Raw genomic sequence first — 20,923 nt, 5'->3', positions numbered from 1 at the left:
CTTGGTTTCGGCGTTGAACCGCTGTGCGCCGCTAAGGGGGGCGGCGCGTCGTCTGCGGAGCGAGCATGTCTGAAGCCAAGGTCGAGAGCCGTGTCAGCACCGGAGTGCCGGGGCTCGACGACATCCTGGGTGGCGGCCTGACGCGCGATCGCATCTATCTGGTCGAGGGCACGCCGGGCTCGGGCAAGACCACCCTGGCGCTGCAATTCCTGCTCAAGGGCCGCGAGCTGGGCGAGAGCGGGCTCTACATCACCCTGTCGGAGACCGAACCGGAGCTTAAGGCCGCCGCCGCCAGCCACGGCTGGTCGCTGGACGGCATCGACCTGTTCGAACTGGTCAGCGAAGAGGGCCTGGACCCCGACAGCGAGCAGTCGGTGCTGCACCCGTCCGACGTCGAGCTGGGCGAGACCACGCGCGGGGTGATGAAGCAGGTCGAGGAGACCAAGCCGCTCCGCGTGGTGTTCGACAGCCTTTCGGAGATGCGGCTGCTGGCCCAGAACCCGCTGCGCCACCGCCGCCAGATCCTGGCGCTGAAGCACTTCTTCGCCACGCGCCGGTGCACGGTCCTGCTGCTCGACGACCAGACCGCCGAGGACGGTGATCTTCAACTGCACAGCATCGCCCACGGGGTGATCAGCCTGCGACGGATGACCCAGGAATACGGCGCCCAGCGCCGCCAGCTGGAAGTGGTCAAGATGCGGGGCATCAAGTTCCGCGGCGGCTTCCACGACTTCTCGCTCGACACCGGCGGCATCCAGGTGTTCGAGCGCCTGGTGGCGGCCGACCATCCGGCGACCTTCGCCCAGGAGACGGTGTCGACCGGCGCGCCAGGCATTGACGCGCTGATGGGCGGCGGTCTGACGCGCGGCACCAACACCCTGATCAGCGGCCCCTCGGGCGTGGGCAAGACCACCACCTCGGTGCGCTGCGCCCTGACCGCGCTCGAGCGCGGCGAGAGGGTCGCCTACTATCTGTTCGACGAAGGCCTGACGACCCTGCTTACGCGCTCGAAAGCGCTGGGCATGGACCTGCAGCCCCATATCGACAACGGCCGACTGGTCGTGCGCGCCATCGATCCGGCCGAGCTGTCGCCAGGCGAGTTCGCCTTCCACGTCCGCGACGCGGTGGAGCGCCTGGGCGCGCGGACCGTCGTGATCGACAGCCTCAACGCCTATCTCCAGGCCATGCCAGGACAGAAGTTCCTCCTGCTGCAGATGCACGAGCTGCTGACCTATCTCAACCAGCAGGGCGTGGTGACGCTGCTGATCCTGGGCCAGCACGGCTTCATCGGCGAGGTCCGCAGCGACATCGACCTCAGCTACCTCAGCGATGGCATCCTGCTGTTCCGCTTCTTCGAGGCCGCCGGCTCGGTGCTGACGGCCGTCTCGGCGGTCAAGAGCCGCACGGCCGCGCACGAGAAGACCATCCGCGAGATCCGCCTGACCGGGCACGGCATCGAGGTCGGCCAGGCGCTGACCGACTTCCAGGGCGTAATGTCCGGCTTGCCGTCCTACCAGGGCAAGATCGAGATGCTGGGCGAGGAGAACAATCGGCCGGCGGATGCCTAAGCCGATCCTCATCCTGGCGCCGCGAGGGCGCGACGCTGCGGTCATCGCCGAAACCCTGGGCCATGTCGGCCACGCCTCGCAGGTCTGCGGGGACCTGGCCGCGCTGACCCAGGCGCTGGGCGACGAGGCCGGCGCGGCGATCCTGACGGAAGAAGCGCTGGCCCAGGGGGCCACCGACGCCCTGACCGACTGGCTGGCCCATCAGCCGACCTGGTCGGACTTCCCGTTCATCGTGCTGGTCACCAAGCAGCCCGGCAAGCGGACCCAGGTCGACGCCGAACGCCTGCGGGCGATCGGCAACATCGTGATGCTGGAGCGGCCGATCAACGCCGAGACGCTGATCAGCGCGGCCCACTCGGCGATCCGCGCCCGTCATCGGCAGTACGTCGCCCGCGATCACCTGCTCGCCCAGACCAAGGCCGAGGAGCAGCTGCGCTTCGCCCTGGAGGCGGGCAAGCTGGGCGCGTGGGATCTGGACCTCGACAGCGGAGCCCTGACCACCTCGACGGCCACGCGCGCCCATTTCGGCCGCGCCCCGGACCAGCCCCTGACGCTTGCCGGTATCGAAGCGGCCGTCCATCCCGAGGACGTGACCCTGCGCACGACCGCGCTGGACGCCTCGATCGCCCGCGCCGAGGACTACGACGTCGAGTACCGAATCTTCTGGCCGGACGGCTCGCTGCACTGGGTGCAGGTGCGCGGGCGGCTCAACCGGATCCAGCCCGGCGAGCCGCGGCGAATGTCGGGGATCAGCCTTGACATCACAGCCCGCAAGACCGCCGAGGCGGAGTTGCGGCTTTTGAACGAGACGCTGGAACAGCGCATCGCCGACAGCGTCCGTGAGCTCCAGCGCGCCAACGAACGCCTGCTGGCCGAGATCAGCGAGCGCGAGCAGGCCCAGGCCGCTCTGGTCCAGGCCCAGAAGATGGACGCCATCGGCCAGCTGACCGGCGGTATCGCCCACGATTTCAACAACCTGCTGACCGCCATCGTCGGCAATATCGACATGATCGAGCGGCGCAGCGACGACGAGCGGATCATGCGCATGGCCGCCAACGCCCGCGAAGGCGTCGAGCGCGCCACCAAGCTGACCGCGCAGCTCCTGGCCTTCTCGCGCAGCCAGCAACTGGACCTGCAGCCGGTGGAGGTCGACGCGCTGATCGCCGGCATGGACGACCTGCTGACCCGGACCCTGGGCCACACCGTCGAGGTCCGCACAGCGCTGGCCGCGGGCGCGGCGCGGGCCAGGGCCGACGCCAACCAGCTGGAGCTGGCGGTGCTGAACCTGGCCATCAACGCCCGCGACGCCATGGGCGAAGGCGGCGCCGTGACGATCTCCAGCCGGATCTCCGACGAGTGGCACGAGGGCCTGCAGCCCGGCGACCACGTCGTGATCGCGGTCAGCGACACCGGTCACGGCATTCCCAAGGAGCTGCTGCAGAAGGTGTTCGATCCTTTCTTCACGACCAAGAGCGTGGGCAAGGGGACGGGGCTGGGCCTTAGCCAGGTCTATGGCATCGCCACCCAGTCGGGCGGCACGGTGCGGATCGACAGCACGGTCGGCGTGGGGACCACGATCGAGATCTGGCTGCCGATCACCGAGGCCGGCGATCGCATCCGTCCCAGCGACCTCCCGCCGAACGAGACCCCGCTCAGCGAAGGCGAGCGCGTCCTGGTGATCGACGACGACCCCAGCGTCCGTCGGTTCCTAGTCCAGTGCCTGCGCTCGCTGGGCTATCGCGTCACCGAGGCGTCGGGTGGGCAAGAGGGTCTGGCGCGCCTGGTCGAGGATCGGCCCGACCTGATGGTCGTCGACTTCGCCATGCCGGGCATGGACGGCGCCCAGGTCGCCAAGCGCGCGCGGCAGGTCATTCCCGCCCTGGGCATGTTGCTGATCACCGGCTACGCCGACGCCGGCGCCATCCGCGAGCTGGTCAATTCCGAAGCGGTGCTGCGCAAGCCGTTCAAGGTCAGCGATCTAGCGGTGGCTGTTCGGAAGGCGCTGGGCGAGCGCGCTGTCGCCGTAGGTTAGGAGAAGCTGAACCAGCTCGCATGGATCTCCTCCTTATGCGGCTGGGCGCGACAGTTGGGTCTGTCGCGCATACTGGCGCATTCCGGACCTTCCGCCCCCGTCACCCCACCGGCGGCGGGGCCGTGGACGCCCGGTGGATCAGCTCGAACGGCAGCAGTTCGTCGATCGGCGCGGCCATCGCCCCCGCCGCGCCGCCCTTCACCTGGCCCTTGATCAGCAGCCGCGTGGCCAGTTCGGCCATTTCGGCGACGGGCTGGCGGACGGTGGTCAGTTGGGGGCGGGAGAAGCGGGCGCTGGGGCTGTCGTCGAAGCCGGCGACGGAGACTTCGCCGGGCACCAGGACGCCGGCCTCGGCGGCGGCGGCCAGGACGCCCAGGGCCATGTCGTCGTTGGAGGCGAAGATGGCGGTGGGGCGGTCGGGCAGGGCCAGCAGGGCCTTGGCGGCGTCGTGGCCCGACTGGAAGGTGAAGTCGCCCTGTTTGACCCAGGCCGCGTCGACGGAGAGGCCGCGGGCCTCCATGGCGGCCATGTAGCCGGCCCGGCGGGCCTGGCTGGCGCCGTGGCGCGGCTCGCCGACCACGAAGCCGATGCGCTTGTGGCCAAGGCCGGCCAGGTGCTCGGTGACGTCGCGGGCGGCGGCGAAGTTGTCCATGTGCACGCGCGGGCCGGGGCCCTCGGTCTCTTCCGGACCGAGGCGGACATAGGGCGTGCCGGACTTGTTGAGGAGCTCCAGCACGATCTCGTTGTCGGAGCTGGGCGGGGTTAGGATCACGCCGTCGGGCTTGAGGGCGGCCAGCAGGGCGCCGACCTCCTGGCGGATCTGCGGGGCCTCGTGGTCGATCAGCTCGACCAGCAGGTGGTAGCCGGCGTCGCGGCACTGGAGCGTGGCGCCCAGCTGAATGCGCGACAGGTAGTCGGCGCCGCGCTCGCTGCGCCAGTGGTCGATGGTCAGGGCCGCATCGACGAAGACGGCGATGACGAAGCTCTTGGAGCCGGCCAGGCTGCGGGCCGAGAGGTTGGGGCTGTAGCCCAGGGCCTGCGCGGCCTCGAGCACGCGCTCGCGCATGACCGGACGCACGTTGGGCTCGTTGTTCATGACCCGCGAGACGGTCTTGATCGAAACCTCGGCGCGCGCCGCCACGTCGTAGATGGTCACCGACGCCATCGGTTTGCCGCTTCCCCCGCTAAGCACGACTGAACTGTCGTTTGGTCGGACCGCTTGGACTCAACCGTTCTGACCAGCCTAGAGCATTTGTCGTGCCGAGCGCGACCCCACGCGTTGCGAAAAAACTAAGGCAGGGGCGCCGGCGCCTCTTGCCGGGCCGCAACGGCGCGGCGAAGGTCGCCGGGCAGGCGAACGCGGCGGCAAGACCGCGTCGGTCACAGGGAGCAGTCATGTCGCATCGCGGCGCAAGCCGGCCGGTCGAACCGGTCCGGCCGAGTTTCATCGCCGCCTTCACCTTCGCCCAGATGGGCGCCTTCGTCAGCTTCATGCCGCTGATCCAGGTGCTGCTGCCGCTGAAGGCGGCCGCGCTCGATCCGGCCCAGAAGGCGCTGGTGCTGAGCCAGACGGCGTTCTGGGGCGCGCTGATCGCCAGCGTCGCCAACCTGCTGGCCGGCGCGATCAGCGACCGCACGACCTCGCGCTTCGGCCGCCGGCGGCCGTGGCTGCTGATCGGCCTGGTGGGCACCCTGGCCTCGTACGTGGCGATCATGCTGGCCGACAGCCGTTTCGAGCTGATCCTCGGCGTCATCGGCTTCCAGCTGGCCTTCAACATGATGTTCGCGGCCTTGCTGGCTCTGCTGCCCGACCGGGTGCCCGACGCCCAGAAGGGCAGGGTGGCGGCGTTCCTGAGTCTGGGACACCCGATCGGCGCCGTGGCCGGGGCGGTGCTGGTCGGCGGGCTGCTGACCTCGGAGGCCTCGCGCTACCTGGCGATCGGCGTGGTGCTGGCCCTGGCCATCGCCCCCTTCGCCCTGCGCCTGAAGGACACCCCGATCACGGCCGACGACGCCGAGCGCTTCAGCCTGGTCGGCTTTCTCAAGGGGCTGTGGGTCGATCCGCGCAAGCATCCCGACTTCGCCCTGGCCTGGGTGAGCCGGTTCATGGTGCTGGTCGCGATCACCCTGACCCAGTGCTACATGCTCTACTACCTGCAGGATGCGCTGCGCTACACGACCCTGTTCCCGGGACAGCGGGCCGAGCAGGGGCTGGCCTTGCTGACCACCGTGGCGACGGTCGCCAATGTCTGCTGCGCGATGATCTTCGGCATGCTGAGCGACCGGCTGGGGCGGCGGAAGCTGTTCGCGGCCGGGGCGGCGATGATCCTGGCCACCGCGATGCTGACCTTCTCGCTGGTGCCGGGCTGGCCGGTGGTGCTGACGGGGTTCGTGGTCTTCGGCTGCGGGGCGGGCTGCTACTACGCCGTCGACATCGCCCTGGTGAGCCAGGTGCTGCCCTCGCAGGCCGACGCCGGCAAGGACCTTGGGGTCATCAACCTGGCCAACACCCTGCCTCAGGCCCTGGCTCCCGTGCTGGCGGTGTGGTTCCTGGGACCCAGCCGCATGGACTATCATTCGCTGTTCCTGGTGGCGGCGGGGCTCGCGGCGGCTGGCGGTCTGGCGATCCTTCCGATACGGGGCGTTCGGTAGGTTTGGACTCGATCAAGATCGTCCTCTTCGATCGTCATCCCGGGTCTACGGCGCTTCGCTGCGGCCGGGATGACGACGAAGGAGGCGGTCGAGAGTTGCAGGCCGTCGCCCCTCGAACAGACCCGCCAGAGCCCCCGTGCCGCAGTTCCTGACCATCGCCGACCCCGCCGACCCCCGTCTGGCCGCCTATCGCGACATCCGCGAGCGCGACCTGGTGGGCCGGGAAGGGCGGTTCATCGCCGAGGGCGAGACGGTGCTGCGGGCCTTCGTGCGTGATGCGCCGGGGCGGGTGGAGTCGCTGCTGATCGACCCCAAGCGCCGCGACAAGCTTTCCGACGTGTTCGACGGCCTGGAGGCCGAGACGCCCGTCTATCTGGTCGAGCAGGCGGTGCTCGACGCCGTGGCCGGCTTCCACCTGCATCGCGGGGTGCTGGCCGTGGGGCGCAAGCCGCAGGCGACGCGGGCGGCCGACCTCCTGGCGCGGCTGCCGGAACGGGCGGTGGTGGTGGCGCTGTTCGGCATCGCCAATCACGACAATCTGGGCGGCATCTTCCGCAACGCCGCCGCCTTCGGGGCCGACGCGGTGCTGCTGGACGCCGACTGCTGCGATCCCTTCTATCGCAAGGCCATCCGCGTCTCGGTGGGGGCGACGCTGAGCGTGCCGGCGGCCTATATCGACAAGGGCGAGGACGCCGTGGACCTGCTGGCCGGGGCCGGTTTCACGCCGCTGGCCCTGACGCCGTCGGCGGGGCGGACGCTGGCGCAGCTGGACCCGCCGGCCCGCGCGGCCGTGCTGCTGGGGACGGAAGGGCCGGGCCTGTCGGCGGATGTCATCGCCCGGGCCGAGGGGATCGGCATTCCCATGGCCAATGGCTTCGACTCGCTGAACGTGGCGACGACCAGCGGGATCGTGCTGCATCACCTGAGGTTCGGCGGCGGTGCGCGCCGCTGATCTTGTCCACCGGTTACCTGGCGCTCTAAGGTCCGCGCCAAACTTAAGTTGGCGCGTGATGGCCGCCGAAACCGCTGACACTTTCGGCTATCACGCTTGCAGTAGAGTTCGGGAGAAACGTCATGCCGCAACTGAACCGCCGGAGCGCCTTCGCCCTGCTGACGGGCCTTGCCGCCCTGTCGACCGCGAGCATGGCCAGCGCGGCCCGCAAGCCGGCCGTTCCCGAGCCGAGCGAGGTGCGGCCGCTGTGGCCCAGCGATCCGCCGGGCTCGCAGGGCGTGACCGCCCAGGAGACGGTGACCGAGCGCAGCGATGGCAAGGGTCCGCGCGACCGGGCCGTGACCCACACCCGCACGCCGACGCTCAGCCTGTTCCGGCCGCGCAAGCCCAACGGCGCGGCGGTGATCCTGATCCCCGGCGGCGGCTACGAGCGCGTCGTCATGGACAAGGAAGGCTTCGAGACCGCCCAGTGGCTGGCCGACCGCGGCTACACCTGCTTCGTGCTGCTCTACCGCCTGCCGGGCGACGGCTGGGCCGCGGCGCCGGACGCGCCGCTGCAGGACGCCCAGCGGGCCCTGCGTCTCGTCCGGTCCTGGGCGCCGGGCCTGAAGTTCGCGCAGAACCGCATCGCCATCATGGGCTTCTCGGCCGGGGGGCACGTGGCCGCCAGCCTGACGACGCGGTTCGAGGCCGAGGTCTATGACCGCGTCGACGCGGCCGACGACCTGTCGGCGCGTCCGGACCTGTCGGCCCTGATCTATCCGGTGATCACCATGACCGCGGGCCTCACCCACGCCGGCTCGCGCAAGCAACTGCTGGGCGCGGCGCCGTCGTTCGAGACGGTGCAGGCCTATTCGCCCGAGGCCGGGGTCGGCGGGCGCACGCCGCCGGTGTTCCTGGTCCACGCCGCCGACGACAAGGCCGTGCCGGTCGAGAACAGCCTGATGATGTTCGCGGCCCTGAAGGCCAAGGCGATCCCGGCCGAACTGCACGTCTTCGAGGAGGGCGGCCACGGTTTCGGCCTGCGCTCGATCGCCGGCAAGCCGGTGGCGGCCTGGCCGGGGCTGTTCGAGACCTACGCGAAGAAGAAGGGGATCTGAGGCAGGCTCCAGCGCCTCCTCGCCACCGCGCTGCGCGTGGTGACGGTCCGTACATCCATTGCGGGCAATTTCCCGCCCAAGCCTTAGGAAACGGGCGCCGCGTCGTTGGCGGCGGCCAGGGGGCTTGGGGATTTCATATGCGCGTATCGACCATCGGCCGGCTGGGCGCGGCCCTGGCCTTCACCTTCGGCGTCGCCGCGGCCTGGCCGGGCGGCGCCTTCACCCAGAGCGTCAGCCTGGGGGCGGTCAACACCTCGCCGATGGGCCACGAGTGGATCACCCGCATGGCGGGCGTCGAGGTGATCGGATACCTGTCCTCCAGCGCCCCCGACGGGCCCGATCCGAACGATCCGCGCCGCACCTGGACCGTGGGCGCCGGCAAGGCCTGGCGGGCCGGCGTGGGCGGCGAGGACGGCCCGGCCGGGGCCGAGCTCAAGCGGATCCGACGGCTGGCCTCGGACGACAAGCGCTACGCCCCGCGCTACAAGGTCGTCTACGACGCCATCATCGGCGAGCGCTGGGTGGACCTGGCCGGCTACAGCATCGCGGAAGCGTACGAGTGCTGGGACGCCGTGGCCCAGCAGCCGGCCGACGTGCAGTACGACCACTTCATGCGCCGCTACGACGACGTCGGTCCGGAGGGCGGCGTGCGCGCGGCCACGCGCTCGCAGCGACGGTTCGTGGACTACTTCGTGGCCGCCGCCATCGCGCCGAAGGCCAATATCCAGGTCTATGACGGCGGGGTCTCGTCCTCGGCGGTGGTCGTGGACCGCAACTACTTCCTGTTCGGGCGGGCCCTGCACCTCTTCCAGGACTCGTTCAGCTCCGAGCACACGGTGCGGATCGCCGCCGACAACTACGTCAAGGTGCGCGAGGTGAAGAGCTATCTATGCGCGCAGGGCGCCGAGCAGCATAACCACTCCAAGGAAGCCGTCCTCGACTACTCCAGCGGCGACGTGATCTGGAAGAACACGGTGGACGGGCGCTTCAATCCCGGCTGGAGCAGCTACAAGGCCAGCAACATGAAGCCGGTCGCCCTGGTGGCCACCGAGGCCAGCAAGGACCTGTGGGCCGCCTTCATCCGCACCATGGGCATGCCGGCCGACAAGCGCGAGGCGTGGGCCCGCCGCGAGGCCGAAGCCCTGGTCGCCAACTGGCTGAGCTTCGACGAGGCCGAGATGCGCGGCTGGTACGCCGACCCCGCCAACCGCGGCGACACCTATGTGCTGGCCGCCGGCCAGACCGGCAAGGGCAAGACCCAGGCCCAGTGCATGGGCGGGCTGGACTTCGGAACCACCGACCAGGCGACGGCCGTGCGCAAGCTGGAGGCCGTCCAGCGCCGGTGCCTCTACAACGCCCTGCCCAATCTCGGCTACCAGGACCAGTTCGATCCCCAGACCCACATCTGGTACAACTGGCGCTGGCGCAACGGCGCCCTGGCGCCGATGAGCTCCGCGCCGTCCGAGTGGCGCATTCCGGCCTTGCCCGCCGACAGCGGCCAGATGGTGCGCATCCGCAGCCTGGCCAACGGCAAGACCATGACCACGCTCGAGGGGGTGCGGCCCGACGCGCTGCTCTACAACCGCGCCGGCGTTCCGGTGGATTTCATGATGGTGGGGCCCCCGACCAGCACGGTGTTCCGCTCGGCCGCGGATCCGACCCTGTTCCTCGACTATCGTGCCGTGACCGGGGCGGTGAAGCTGTTCGCTCCGGACGGCGATCCGCCGGCCGCCTACGAACTCAAGCCCGCCGGCCAGGGCCAGTCGATCCGCAACATCTTCTGGAACCAGTTCATCTGGCTGTCGGATGACGAGCCCTATCTGACGGGCAAGGGCGATCCGAAGAACCTCGACGCCCAATGGCGGATCGAGCCGGCGCAGTAGACGCGTCGTCTCCCCAGGGACAGTTCCTTGGGGGGGGCGGGCTTACCGCCCCCCGATCGGGTCCATCGTCCCGGCGCCCGGGACGTAGTTGTAGCCGCCGCGCTTGAGGTCGGTCGACAGGGTCAGGGGCGCGACGCCGCCGTTGAGGCGGGCGCGATAGACCATGGTGGTCTCCAGGGTGCGCATCACGTAGTTGCGGGTCTCGCTGAACGGGATGCACTCGATGAAGTCGAGCGGGTCGGTGCTGGCGCCGCGCGGGTCGCCGCACAGGGCCGTCCACTGCGGCGGACGGCCGGGGCCGGCGTTGTAGGCCGCGGCGGCCATGATGTAGGAGCCGCTGAAGCGGCTGATCATGTCGCCCAGGTAAACCGAGCCCAGGCGCATGTTGTAGTCGGGCTCGAACAGGCGATCGACGCTGTGACTTTCGCCCAGCTTGCGGGCGACGCCGGCGGCGGTGGGCGGCATCAGCTGCATCATGCCGCGCGCGCCGACGCCCGACCGGGCGCGGGGGTCGAAATTGCTCTCCTGGCGCGAGATCGAATAGACGAAGGCGGTCTCGGCCGCGCCGGGGATCGGCGTGAAGTGGTGGTCGAGCAGGGGGTAGCCGCGCTCGGGCAGGATGAAGCCGCGCTGGGCAGCGGTGCGCACCGCGCGCATGGCCAGGTCCTGGTCGCCGGTGTTGCGGGCGAAGTCGACCAGCAGGGCCTCCTCGGCCGCGGTCGGCAGCTGGTCGTCGATGTAGAGCACCAGGGCGCGGAAGGCGTCGTTGGCCCCGACGTCGCGCAGCAGCTTGGCGGCGCGCACCAGTTCGCGGCTTTCGAAGCGTGCGCGGTCGGCCTCCGTGATCACCGGGTCCTTGTCGAGCCGGATCTCCTTGAGGCCGGCCTTCTCGGCGGCCAGCTGGCCGTAGAAGGTGGTGATGTGCTTGGCGCCGTCGCCGTAGAAGGCCTGGGCGGCGATGAAGTCGCCCTGGGCCTCGGCCGCGCGGCCCTGCCAGTAGAGGGCGCGGCCGCGGGTGATCGGCGAGGCGCCGATCTCGGCGATGCGGCCGAAGTGGTCGGCGGCGGCGTTGGCGTCCTTGAGGCGCGAGAGGGCGATCCAGCCGGCGAAGAACTCGGCCTCGGCCGCGTCGGCGCCGCCGGGCAGGCCGGCGTTGGCGGCGGCGTAGGCCCCGCGGCTGTCGCCGTTCTTGATCGCCGACATGACCAGCTGCTTGCGCTCGCGCCAGATGGCGCCGGCGACGTCGTCGGAGGGCGGCGGGGCGGGGAAGTAGCGCACCAGTTCCAGCGCCATCACGTCCATGCCCTTGCGGCGCAGGGCCGAGGCGCGCTCGAAGGCGACGCCCGGCGACAGCTGCTGGGCCGGGGTGAGGGCGGCCACCAGGTCGTTGGCGTTGCTCGCGCCCGAGCGCAGGGCGATGCGGGCCAGGGCGGCGGCCTGCTGGTCGGCCGGCAGCAGGGCGATCATGTCGCGCGCGGCCGGGCCTTGCTGGCCGTAGAGCAGGACGTCGGCGCGGCGGGCGTGGTCGTCGGCGGTGAGCACCGCGCCGAACCGGGCCAGCATGGCTCGCTGGGCGTCGACCTCGAAGCTCTTGCCGCGCCAGAACCGGCGGATGAGGTTGGTCGCGTCCTGTGCGCGGCCGCTTGCCTGGTAGGCCGACGCCAGCGCCATGGCGCCCTCGGCCGTCTGCGGCTCGGTCCCGCCGAACCAGGCGATGGTCTGGGCGGGCGTCAGGCCGGAGGTGGAGAGGGCCTTCTCGGCCGGCAGGTCGCGGCGCGAGGCGCGGGGCCAGCCCATGAGGTCGCGACGGGCCTGGTCGAGCTCGAAGAAGCTCATGCTCTCGGCGCCGACGTCGGCCAGGGCCCAGAGGGCGATCTTGCGGGCCAGCGGGTCGGAGATGCTGGTCATGGCCGCGCGCACGGTGGCGGCCGAGCGCTGGCCCATGACGGCGGCGCGCAGATTGGCCGCGTCGCTGTCGGACAGGCTGGAATTGTTGGCGGTGTAGGGCGTGCTGATCAGGCCGGGGCGGGCGCTGCCGGTATAGGGCTGGGGCGCGGTCGGCAGGCCCTCTTCGTCGGTCTGCGAACCCGTCTGGGCGTCAGCGACGCTCGCGACCAGGACCAGACTGACGCAACCGAGGAGAAGCCGACGAATCCCAAAAGCCAAAACGCGGTCTCCTTCACGGGCGGGCCTGGGGCCCCTATCTTTGTTACGACGGCTTCGAGGGCCGATTTTGGGCCGGAACCGGAACGATGCACGCTCTATAGCCCGGTTCGCCGCCGGATCGACCTTTCTAGGCGGCCTCAACCCTCGAAAAGGTCAGCTCGGCCAGTTGCGGTCGGGTAGCGCCCGGACATATTGTCCGCCCCCACGTTTCAGCCGCAACTCTCGCGGCGTCTGCTCACGGCAAATTGCAAGTCATGGTCCATTCCCCGTTCAAGGGCGTCATCCCGGCCCTGGTCACTCCGTTCCAGAACGGCGAGGTCGACGAGAAAGGCTTCGTCGCCCTGGTCGAGCGCCAGATCGCCGGCGGCGTGCACGGCCTGGTGCCGGTCGGCACCACGGGCGAGACCTCGACCCTGTCGCACGACGAGCACAAGCGCGTCGTCGAACTGTGCGTGCAGGTCGCCCGCGGCCGCGTGCCGGTGATCGCCGGCGCCGGTTCGAACTCGACCGACGAGGCCATCGATCTGGTCCGCCACGCCAAGACCGTCGGCGCCGATGCGGCCCTGGTGGTGACGCCGTACTACAATCGCCCCAGCCAAGAGGGCATGTACCAGCACTACAAGGCGATCAACGACGCCGTGGAGCTGCCGGTGTTCGTCTACAACGTGCCGGGCCGCACGGGCGTCGACATCTCCAACGACACCCTGGTGCGCCTGTCGAAGCTGCCCAACATCGTGGGCATCAAGGACGCCACCGGCGACCTGACCCGCATCAGCCTGCAGCGCATCACCTGCGGCGAGGACTGGGTCATGCTGACGGGCGATGACCCGACCGCGCTGGGCTACATGGCCCACGGCGGCCACGGCGTGATCTCGGTGACCTCGAACGTCGCCCCGGACGCCTGCGCCACCTTCATGAACGCCTGCTTCGGCAATGACTGGGAAACGGCCCGCTACTGGCAGGACCGCCTGATCAAGCTGCACAAGGCGCTGTTCCTCGACTCGTCTCCGGCCCCGACCAAGTTCGCCCTGGCCCAGCTTGGCCTGTCGAACGAGGACGTGCGCCTGCCGATCACGCCGTGCGCCGAGGCCGTGCGTCCCGCGATCCTGGAAGCGATGCGCGAGGCGGGTCTGGTCTGATGACCAAGCCGATCGCCGAGAACCGGCGCGCCCGGTACGACTACTTCATCGAGGAAACCTTCGAGGCCGGCATCATGCTGACCGGCACCGAGGTGAAGTCGTTGCGCGTCGGCCGGGCCAACATCGCCGAGTCCTATGCGTCGGTCGAAGGGCGCGAGATCAAGCTGATCAACGCCGACATCCCGCCTTACGGCCACGCCAACCGCTTCAACCACGAGCCGCGCCGGCACCGTAAGCTGCTGCTGCATCGCAAGCAGATCGAGAAGCTGATCGGCGCGGTGCAGCGCGACGGCCGCACGCTGATCCCGCTCAAGCTCTATTGGAACGAGAAGGGCCTGGCCAAGCTGGAGATCGGCCTGGCCAAGGGCAAGAAGAACCACGACAAGCGCGAGACCGAAGCGGCCCGGGACTGGGCGCGCGACAAGGCGCGGCTGATGAAGGGCGACCGGGGGGATTGAGGTCGGCGCTGACCCCCTCCGGCCCTCCGGGCCACCTCCCCCAGAGGGGGAGGATCTTGGCGCCTAGATGCTCCCCCTTTGGGGGAGCTGTCGCGTAGCGACTGAGGGGGTCTTTCTCTTCTCTGGCCCCAACCTTGCTCCTCCTTTCGCGAAGGAGTCCGCCCATGTCCGATATTGGTGCAAAACCGGCCAAGGCCGCGCGTCCGCTGTCCCGTGGCGGGCCGCTGGATGCGCTGCGGTTCTTCGCGGCCTTCTTCATCGTGGTCTATCACTACGCCGAGCAGGCGCCGGTTTCGCTGTTCTCGATCCATCCGGCGTTCGGGCGCGGCTATCTGGCCACGGACTTCTTCCTGATGCTGTCGGGCTATGTGCTGGGCCGCGCCTATGGGCCGCGGTTCACCGCCGGGCAGGTCGACGACCGGGCCTTCCTGCTCAAGCGCGTGGCCCGGGTGTGGCCGGCGCACCTGGTCATGATCGCCGCCTTCGTGGCGCTGGTGCTGGCGACCTCGCTGCTGGGGCTGCCGGCCCGCAATCCGCAGTGGTACCAGTGGGACCAGCTGCCCCAGCAGATCTTCCTCATCCAGACCTGGGGCTTCCAGGGGCCGTCGGGCTGGAACATGCCCACCTGGACGCTGTCGGCCCTGCTGGTCTGCTACGCCCTGTTCCCGACCATCTGGCGCGCCTTCGGCAAGGTCCGCTCGCCGTGGCTGGCCCTGGCGATCGGCCTGGCGATCTTCGTGGCGGTGGACGCCTTCGCCCGCGCCGCCTTCGGCCTGCCGTCGTTCCACCTGCACCTCCGCAACGGCCTCTACCGCGCCATTCCGCTGTTCCTGATGGGCGTGCTGATCGCCCGCCTGGCCCGCGAGGTGGTGATCGGCCCGAAGCTGGCCGACGCCCTGGCGGCCTTCGCCATCGTCGGCTTCGTGGCGCTGAACGTGGTCGGCGAATACGCCTATCCGAGCCTGGCCCTGCTGGGCCTGCTGATCTTCGCCGCCAGCGGCTCGGCCCAGAACGGCTGGACCTGGGCGAAGACCGGCGGGCGCCTGTCGTTCTCGCTGTACCTGACCAACCAGTTCGTCGGCGTGGTGTGGTTCGCCCTGCAGCGCATGCTCGACCAGAAGGTCGAGCTGCATCAGGCCGCCCACTGGGTGATCTGGGCCATGGCCTTCCCGGCGGCGATCGCCTTCGCCTGGGTGTTCGAGCGCCTGGTCGACGCGCCGCTGCAGGACTGGCTGAAGCCGCGCCTGGAGCGGTTCACCGCCGGTTGGGGCAGGAAGGCCGAGCGGAACCCCAGCGCTCAGACGATGGTTACGACCCTGCCCTGAAACGGCGCCCTGAAATCGCCTTGCCGTTCGCGGCGAGATAGGCGACGAGGGATAAAACGCGCGTTCCAAACACGCGCGAGTCAAAACAGCGAGCCTGCTCATCCGCTTCCGTAGGGAAGCGGGCAGGCCGCAAGGGAGTCGAGAACCGAATGCTCAGGACCGCCATCCTCGCCGCCGTCGCCAGCGCAGCCTTCGTCGCGCCGGCCATGGCCGCCGACATCACCGGCCTCTGGCTGACCGAGACCAACGGCGGCCAGGTCGAGATCAGCCGCTGTGGCAATAGCCTGTGCGGCAAGCTGGTGACGTCCAACACCATCAAGGCCAACCCGGGCGTCAAGGACGACAAGAACAAGGACGCCTCGCTGCGCAATCGCCCCCTGAAGGGCCTGCAACTGCTGTGGGGCTTCAGCGGCGGTCCCGACGAATGGACCGGCGGCAAGGTCTACAAGGCCGACGACGGCAAGATCTATTCGGGCACCATCAAGATGACCGACGCCAACACCCTGAAGCTCAAGGGCTGCGTCGTCGCCCCGCTGTGCAAGACCCAGACCTGGACGCGGGTGAAGTAATCGCCCTGATCCCTCTCTCCTTGCGGGAGAGGCTGGCCCTGCGGAGCAGGGGCGGGTGAGGGGTTGCACGAACAGAAACGCCGCGACGGCTGGTCAGCTGTCGCGGCGTTTTCCGTTTGAGAGACCCCTCATCCGTCGGCTTTCGCCGACACCTTCTCCCGCAAGGGGAGAAGGATTTAGAGCGGTTGACACACCTCTTCCAGCCAGGCTCGAACCTCCGGCTCCAGCCGAGGCCCGATCTCCCGCAGCACCCGCGCATGATAGGCGTCGAACTGGGCGCGTTCCTCGGCCGTCAGCAGGGCCTTGTCGACCAGGCGGCGGTCGATGGGGGCGAGCGTCAGGGCCTCGAAGCGGTGCATCGGGCGGTCGCCGCCGCCGACGGCTTCGGCGGGCATGACGACTTCCAGGTTCTCGATGCGGATGCCGTATTCGCCGTCCTTGTAGTAGCCGGGCTCGTTGGAGACGATCATGCCGGGCTGCAGGGCGACGGTGTTGGGGGCCTTGCTGATCCGCTGCGGACCCTCATGGACGCCCAGATAGACGCCGACGCCGTGGCCGGTGCCGTGGTCGTAGTCCAGCCCATGGGCCCACAACGCCATGCGGGCGAGAGCGTCGATGGCCGAGCCGGTGGTGCCGGCCGGGAAGCGCAGGCGGGCGATGGCCAGGTGGCCCTTCAGGACCAGCGTGTTGCGCTGGACCATCTCGGCCGTGGGTTCGCCGATGGCCACCGTGCGGGTGACGTCGGTGGTGCCGTCCAGGTACTGGCCGCCGCTGTCGACCAGCAGCAGGGAGCCCAGGGCGGCGCGTTCGTTGCTGCGCTCGGTCGGACGGTAGTGGGGCAGGGCGCCGTGGCCGTTGGCCGCGCCGATGGTGTCGAAGCTGAGGTCCTTCAGCACACCAGTGGCCTCGCGGAAGCTTTCCAGCTTGGCGACGGCCTCCTTCTCGTCCGGCGGGCTGGTCTGGCCCTCGGTGGCCAGCCAATGGAGAAAGCGGGTCAGGGCGGCGCCGTCGCGGCGGTGGGCTTCGCGCGTGCCGTCCAGCTCGACGCCGTTCTTGCAGGCGCGGGGCAGGGTGCAGGGGTCCATGCCGCGCACGACCTTGGCGCCGGCGGTGGTCAGGGTGTCGAAGTACCAGGCCGAGGACTGGGCCGGATCGACCAGCACCGACTTGCCGGCCAGCTCGGCCAGGGCGCCTTCCAGGGCCTCGGGCGCCTCCAGCGACACCTCGTTGCCGAGCCAGGCGGGCAGGTCCTCGGTGACCTTGGCCGGATCGAGGAACAGCCGGGCGCTGCCGTCGGCGCGCAGCACGGCCTGGGCCAGGGGCAGGGGCGTGCGGATGACGTCGCCGCCGCGGATGTTGAACAGCCAGGCGATCGAGGCCGGGGCGGTGATCACCGCCGCGTCGGCGCCCAGGCCGGCGCCGACGCGGGCGCGCTTGGCCGAGCTTTCTTCGCCGGCGTACTGGGTGGGATGCGGAACCACGGGAGCCTGCGACTGGGCCGGGCGCTGCTGGCCCCAGGCCTCGTCGAGCGGATTGGCGGCGACGGGCTTCAGCGTGGCGCCGGCGCGGGCGGCGGCGGCCTTCAAGGCCTCCAGCGCGGCGGGGCTGTGCAGGCGGGCATCGTAGCCGATGACGGCGCCGTTCCTGGCTGTTTCCAGATAGGCCGGGACGCCGCCCTCGACGAGGTCGCGGATCTCGAACACGCCCTGGTCGACCTGTTCACGCACTTGCAGCGTATAGCGGCCGTCGACGAAGACGGCGGCGCGGTCGCTCATGATGACGCCGGCGCCGGCCGAGCCCGTGAAGCCGCTGGCCCAGGCCAGGCGGTCGTTGGCGGCGGGCAGGTATTCGTTCTGGTGCTCGTCCTCGTGAGGCACGAGGAAACCGTCCAGACCCTGGCGGGCCATGGCCTCGCGGATCAGCGGAACGTGGCGCGGGCCAAAGCCCGGATCGGTGGATTCATCGAAGGTCTGGCGCATGGAGACCGATTTAGGCCCCATGCGCCGCCCTGAAAAGGGGACTTATTGCAGGCGGTCGGGGTTGGGCGACGGCGCCGTGCCGTCGGTCGTGGCCCCATTCCCAGGAGGGGCGTTGGCGGCCGCGTCCTGGGCGGCGTCGGCGGCGCTTTGCGCCTGGGCCTCGGTCTGGCGACGCACGGCGTCCGCCGCCGCGGCGGCGTCACGGGCCGAGCTCTCGGCGGCGGCCTGGGCCTGCTGGGCGCCGGTCTGGAGACCGACCTGCGCGCCTTCGATCAGGCCGGCGGCGCGGCCCTGTTCCTGGGCCTGGGCGATCTGGTCGGCGCCGGCGTCCATCGGCCGCGAGGTCAGCATGAAGGCCACGGCGATCACCGCCACGATGGCCACCACGCCGGCCACCAGCCAGCCCAGCGGGCTCGACTCGCGACGGACTTCGACCACGCGCTCGGGCTGTCGCTGGACCGGGGGGAGGGAAGGATCGGTATAGGTCATGGCTCTCGTCCTGGAACGTTGTTGTTCGAGGAAACGTGGAGCCAAGCGGAGGTGTTCCGCTCTGTCTCACCTCTCCCATGGGGAGAGGGAGGGGCCCATTGCGCAGCAATGGGAGGGTGAGGGGGTAAAACGGGTGAGGTTGTAACACCTCACCCTCCCACGCCTGACGGCGCGGGCCCCTCCCTCTCCTTACAGGAGAGGTGTTTTTATCAGGGCCGTTCCAGAACCAGCGTCGCCCAGGCGTCGCGGTGGATGCGGGTCTTCACGCGGAAGCCGCGCGACAGGTAGGCGGCCTTGACCATCCGTTCCTGGGTGCGCAGCAGGCCTGACAGGATGACCGTGCCGCCGGGGACCAGGGCGCGCTTGATGTCCTGCACCAGGCTGATCAGCGGGCGGGCCAGGATGTTGGCGAACACCAGGTCGTAGGGGGCGTTGTCGGCGACCAGGCGGTGGCCCAGGCCCGAGGCGTGGACGAAGCGGGCGTTGGCCTTGTTGACCAGGGCGTTCTCGCGGGCGATGCGCACGGACGGCTTGTCGATGTCGGTGCCGACGGCGAGCTTGGAGCCCGTGCGGGCGGCGGCGATGGCCAGCAGGCCCGTGCCGGCGCCGACGTCGAGCACCTTGTTGAACTTCCGCGCCTTGATCAGGCGGTCATAGGCCTGTAGGCAGCCGACGGTGGTGCCGTGGTGGCCGGTGCCGAAGGCCGCGCCCGCCTCGATGCGCAGGTTGACGGTGCTGGCCGGCAGGCGGCCGCGGTCGTGCATGCCGTAGACGAAGAAGCGGCCGGCGCGCACGGGCGGCAGGCCCGACAGCGCCATGGCCAGCCAGTCGGCGTCGGCCAGGGTCTCGCGCACGACCTTCAGCGGGAAGCCGCCCAGCAGCTCCAGCAGGCCGGCGTCTTCCTCGTCGGTGGTCGGGAAGGCGTCGATGCGCCAGATGTTCTTGTCCTCGTCCTCTTCCAGGATCGAGTAGGTCGCGCCTTCGAGGCCGGGCATGTTGTCGATGGCGTCGGCGGCGGCTTCGGCGTCGGCGCGGGCGCCGCGGGCGACGATCTGCTGGGGCGTGTAGTCGGTCATGCCGCTCCAATAGTCGTACGCGGCGCCAAAGGCGAGACCGTGCGTCGCCCGAAGACGGGGGCGGGGCTCCAAATTTCCGGCATCGGCTCGGGCGGCGCCAGGCGCCAGGTCAGCGGCGCCTCTTCGCGCGGGCGGCGCTCGGCCTTCAGCTCGGCGCTCCGGGCGAAGCCGAGGGCAGGTCCGAGCAGGCGGGTGGCGGCCGCGCAGGCCAGGGCCCAGGCGATGCCGTTGCGCTCCAGGATGAAGCTTTCCGAGAAGGTGGTGATCAGGAAGATGACCAGGAACAGCGTGGCCCAATAGCCGTCGCGCACCTTGTCGAAGCGCAGCAGGGCGACCAGCACCGGCAGGCCCAGCACCAGCGCCGAGAGGCCCACGCCCACCCAGCCCAGCTGGGCCAGCACGTCGAGCCAGCCGTTGTGGGCCGTGGGCACGTTCCAGCCGGTCTCCTTGCGGATGAACATGGCCGGCACCGACTCGTCGCGCCAGAACACCGCATAGCCGTAGCCGGTGACCGGAGCCTTGGCCGACTGGCGCAGCAGGGCGTCCCAGATCTCGGTGCGGCCGGTCAGGGTGGGATCCTTTCCCAGGGCCTTGAACAGCAGTTCGGGGGCCAGCCACATGACCAGGGCCGCGCCGCCGATCACCGTGACGCCCAGCCAGACCATGGTCACGGCCGTGGCCGGTCCGCGCCGCATGGAGGCCAGGACGCCCGAGCCCGCCAGGCCGATCATCAGCACCATCAGCGAGGTCTTGGACTTGCTCATCACGATCATGAAGGCGCAGAGCACGATGGCGGCGATGAAGAGCTTGCGGTGCTTGGTGCCGGCCAGGATGGCGGCCATCGAGGCCAGGGCGCCGTAGACCATCATCGCGCCCATCTGGTTCTTCTCGAACCACAGGCCGCGCCAGTCGCCGGCGTTGATGTCGTGCTGCACGCCCATCTTGGGATAGGCGATCGCCGCCAGCAGGCCGCCGGCGCCGAGGATCAGGAAGGTGGTCGCCAGGATCTCGGCCATGCGGCGGCCGTCGAAGCTGGCGGCGAAATAGAAGCCGAACAGGGTGGTGAAGGCCGCCGCCAGGGCCCGGCGGTTGGTGGTGCCCGGGTCGAACGACCACGACGACGAGGCGAACACCCAGAACACCAGCAGGCTGAGCACGCTCGCCGGCAGCCAGAACTTCATCAGGCGGGGCGCGCGCCACATCACCAGGCCCAGGATCAGGGCGTAGACCGGCAGCCACATCAGGCGAAGGATCGGCATGTCCTCGCCGCCGGCCTGTTCAGGGTCGAGCAGCGGGCCGATCAGGGCGTTTGACAGCATGAACAGCACGAAGCCGCAGGCCCAGGCCTCCAGCGTGCGCAGGATCCCTCCCTCGTGCTCGTCCCGTTCCGGCGCCGCCGCGTCCATCTGCCTTCCCGTGTGGCGCGAAACGGCACAGTGTCGCTTCGCTCGGCGGGATGGGTGCAAGGGGGAGGCCGGAAGACGCCTGCGGCGACCCCCTCCGGCCCTCCGGGCCACCTCCCCCAGAGGGGGAGG

The 20,923-nt window shown here is 70.0% G+C and carries 16 protein-coding genes; 10 read left to right on the top strand and 6 right to left on the bottom strand.

Going from position 1 to position 20,923, the window contains the following annotated elements:
* Positions 1-65: 65 nt before the first annotated feature.
* Positions 66-1,568, top strand: a complete 1,503-nt coding sequence (locus AC07N1_RS23965) for an ATPase domain-containing protein (protein ID WP_494674072.1) — start codon at positions 66-68, stop codon at positions 1,566-1,568.
* Positions 1,561-3,600, top strand: a complete 2,040-nt coding sequence (locus AC07N1_RS23960; RefSeq protein ID WP_494674071.1) for a hybrid sensor histidine kinase/response regulator — start codon at positions 1,561-1,563, stop codon at positions 3,598-3,600. Before AC07N1_RS23965 ends, AC07N1_RS23960 begins: the two co-directional genes overlap by 8 nt.
* Positions 3,601-3,700: 100 nt before the next feature.
* On the opposite strand, the gene AC07N1_RS23955 is transcribed toward AC07N1_RS23960, so the two are convergent.
* Complete coding sequence (locus AC07N1_RS23955) at positions 3,701-4,765, bottom strand: LacI family DNA-binding transcriptional regulator (protein ID WP_494674070.1); 1,065 nt, start codon at positions 4,763-4,765, stop codon at positions 3,701-3,703.
* A 230-nt stretch (positions 4,766-4,995) separates the two neighbouring features.
* Here AC07N1_RS23955 and AC07N1_RS23950 point away from each other — a divergent pair, with 230 nt between their 5' ends.
* The 4 genes from AC07N1_RS23950 to AC07N1_RS23935 all read left to right on the top strand — a co-directional run bounded on the left by AC07N1_RS23950 (position 4,996) and on the right by AC07N1_RS23935 (position 10,187).
* Positions 4,996-6,252 (top strand): MFS transporter, encoded by a 1,257-nt coding sequence (locus tag AC07N1_RS23950; protein ID WP_494674069.1) that lies wholly within the window; start codon positions 4,996-4,998, stop codon positions 6,250-6,252.
* 136 nt (positions 6,253-6,388) lie between these two features.
* On the top strand, positions 6,389-7,204 hold the full coding sequence (locus AC07N1_RS23945) for a TrmH family RNA methyltransferase (protein WP_494674068.1): 816 nt from the start codon (positions 6,389-6,391) through the stop codon (positions 7,202-7,204).
* Between the two features lie 122 nt (positions 7,205-7,326).
* Positions 7,327-8,304: an alpha/beta hydrolase gene (locus AC07N1_RS23940; protein WP_494674067.1), complete on the top strand. Its 978-nt coding sequence runs from the start codon at positions 7,327-7,329 to the stop codon at positions 8,302-8,304.
* A 137-nt stretch (positions 8,305-8,441) separates the two neighbouring features.
* A complete protein-coding gene (locus tag AC07N1_RS23935) occupies positions 8,442-10,187 on the top strand; it encodes a hypothetical protein (protein ID WP_494674066.1) in 1,746 nt (581 codons plus the stop codon).
* A 42-nt stretch (positions 10,188-10,229) separates the two neighbouring features.
* On the opposite strand, the gene AC07N1_RS23930 is transcribed toward AC07N1_RS23935, so the two are convergent.
* Positions 10,230-12,353 (bottom strand): lytic transglycosylase domain-containing protein, encoded by a 2,124-nt coding sequence (locus AC07N1_RS23930; protein ID WP_494674065.1) that lies wholly within the window; start codon positions 12,351-12,353, stop codon positions 10,230-10,232.
* Between the two features lie 254 nt (positions 12,354-12,607).
* On the opposite strand from AC07N1_RS23930, the gene dapA reads away from it, so the two are divergent.
* The 4 genes from dapA to AC07N1_RS23910 all read left to right on the top strand — a co-directional run bounded on the left by dapA (position 12,608) and on the right by AC07N1_RS23910 (position 15,844).
* Entirely contained in the window at positions 12,608-13,492 is an 885-nt protein-coding gene (dapA, locus tag AC07N1_RS23925) for a 4-hydroxy-tetrahydrodipicolinate synthase (RefSeq protein WP_494674064.1), read from the top strand.
* Positions 13,492-13,950 carry an SsrA-binding protein SmpB gene (gene smpB / locus AC07N1_RS23920; RefSeq protein WP_058349779.1) on the top strand — a complete coding sequence of 153 codons (459 nt, stop codon included), beginning with the start codon at positions 13,492-13,494 and terminating at the stop codon, positions 13,948-13,950. Before dapA ends, smpB begins: the two co-directional genes overlap by 1 nt.
* Before the next feature lie 164 nt (positions 13,951-14,114).
* Positions 14,115-15,275 carry an acyltransferase family protein gene (locus AC07N1_RS23915; protein ID WP_494674063.1) on the top strand — a complete coding sequence of 387 codons (1,161 nt, stop codon included), beginning with the start codon at positions 14,115-14,117 and terminating at the stop codon, positions 15,273-15,275.
* A gap of 149 nt (positions 15,276-15,424) precedes the next feature.
* A complete protein-coding gene (locus AC07N1_RS23910) occupies positions 15,425-15,844 on the top strand; it encodes a DUF2147 domain-containing protein (protein ID WP_494674062.1) in 420 nt (139 codons plus the stop codon).
* Between the two features lie 176 nt (positions 15,845-16,020).
* On the opposite strand, the gene AC07N1_RS23905 is transcribed toward AC07N1_RS23910, so the two are convergent.
* From AC07N1_RS23905 to AC07N1_RS23890, 4 genes are all read right to left on the bottom strand, one after another.
* On the bottom strand, positions 16,021-17,823 hold the full coding sequence (locus AC07N1_RS23905) for an aminopeptidase P family protein (protein ID WP_494674061.1): 1,803 nt from the start codon (positions 17,821-17,823) through the stop codon (positions 16,021-16,023).
* A 42-nt stretch (positions 17,824-17,865) separates the two neighbouring features.
* Entirely contained in the window at positions 17,866-18,312 is a 447-nt protein-coding gene (locus AC07N1_RS23900) for a hypothetical protein (RefSeq protein WP_494674060.1), read from the bottom strand.
* A 209-nt stretch (positions 18,313-18,521) separates the two neighbouring features.
* Positions 18,522-19,388, bottom strand: a complete 867-nt coding sequence (locus AC07N1_RS23895; RefSeq protein WP_198577225.1) for a 50S ribosomal protein L11 methyltransferase — start codon at positions 19,386-19,388, stop codon at positions 18,522-18,524.
* The gene (locus tag AC07N1_RS23890) at positions 19,385-20,794 is read right to left on the bottom strand and encodes an O-antigen ligase family protein (RefSeq protein ID WP_494674059.1); all 1,410 of its coding nucleotides are present in this window, start codon (positions 20,792-20,794) and stop codon (positions 19,385-19,387) included. Before AC07N1_RS23890 ends, AC07N1_RS23895 begins: the two co-directional genes overlap by 4 nt.
* Positions 20,795-20,923: the final 129 nt, after the last annotated feature.

Source organism: Caulobacter sp. GW821-FHT09B11 (assembly GCF_059418205.1).
This window is presented reverse-complemented; position numbering and strand designations above follow the sequence as displayed.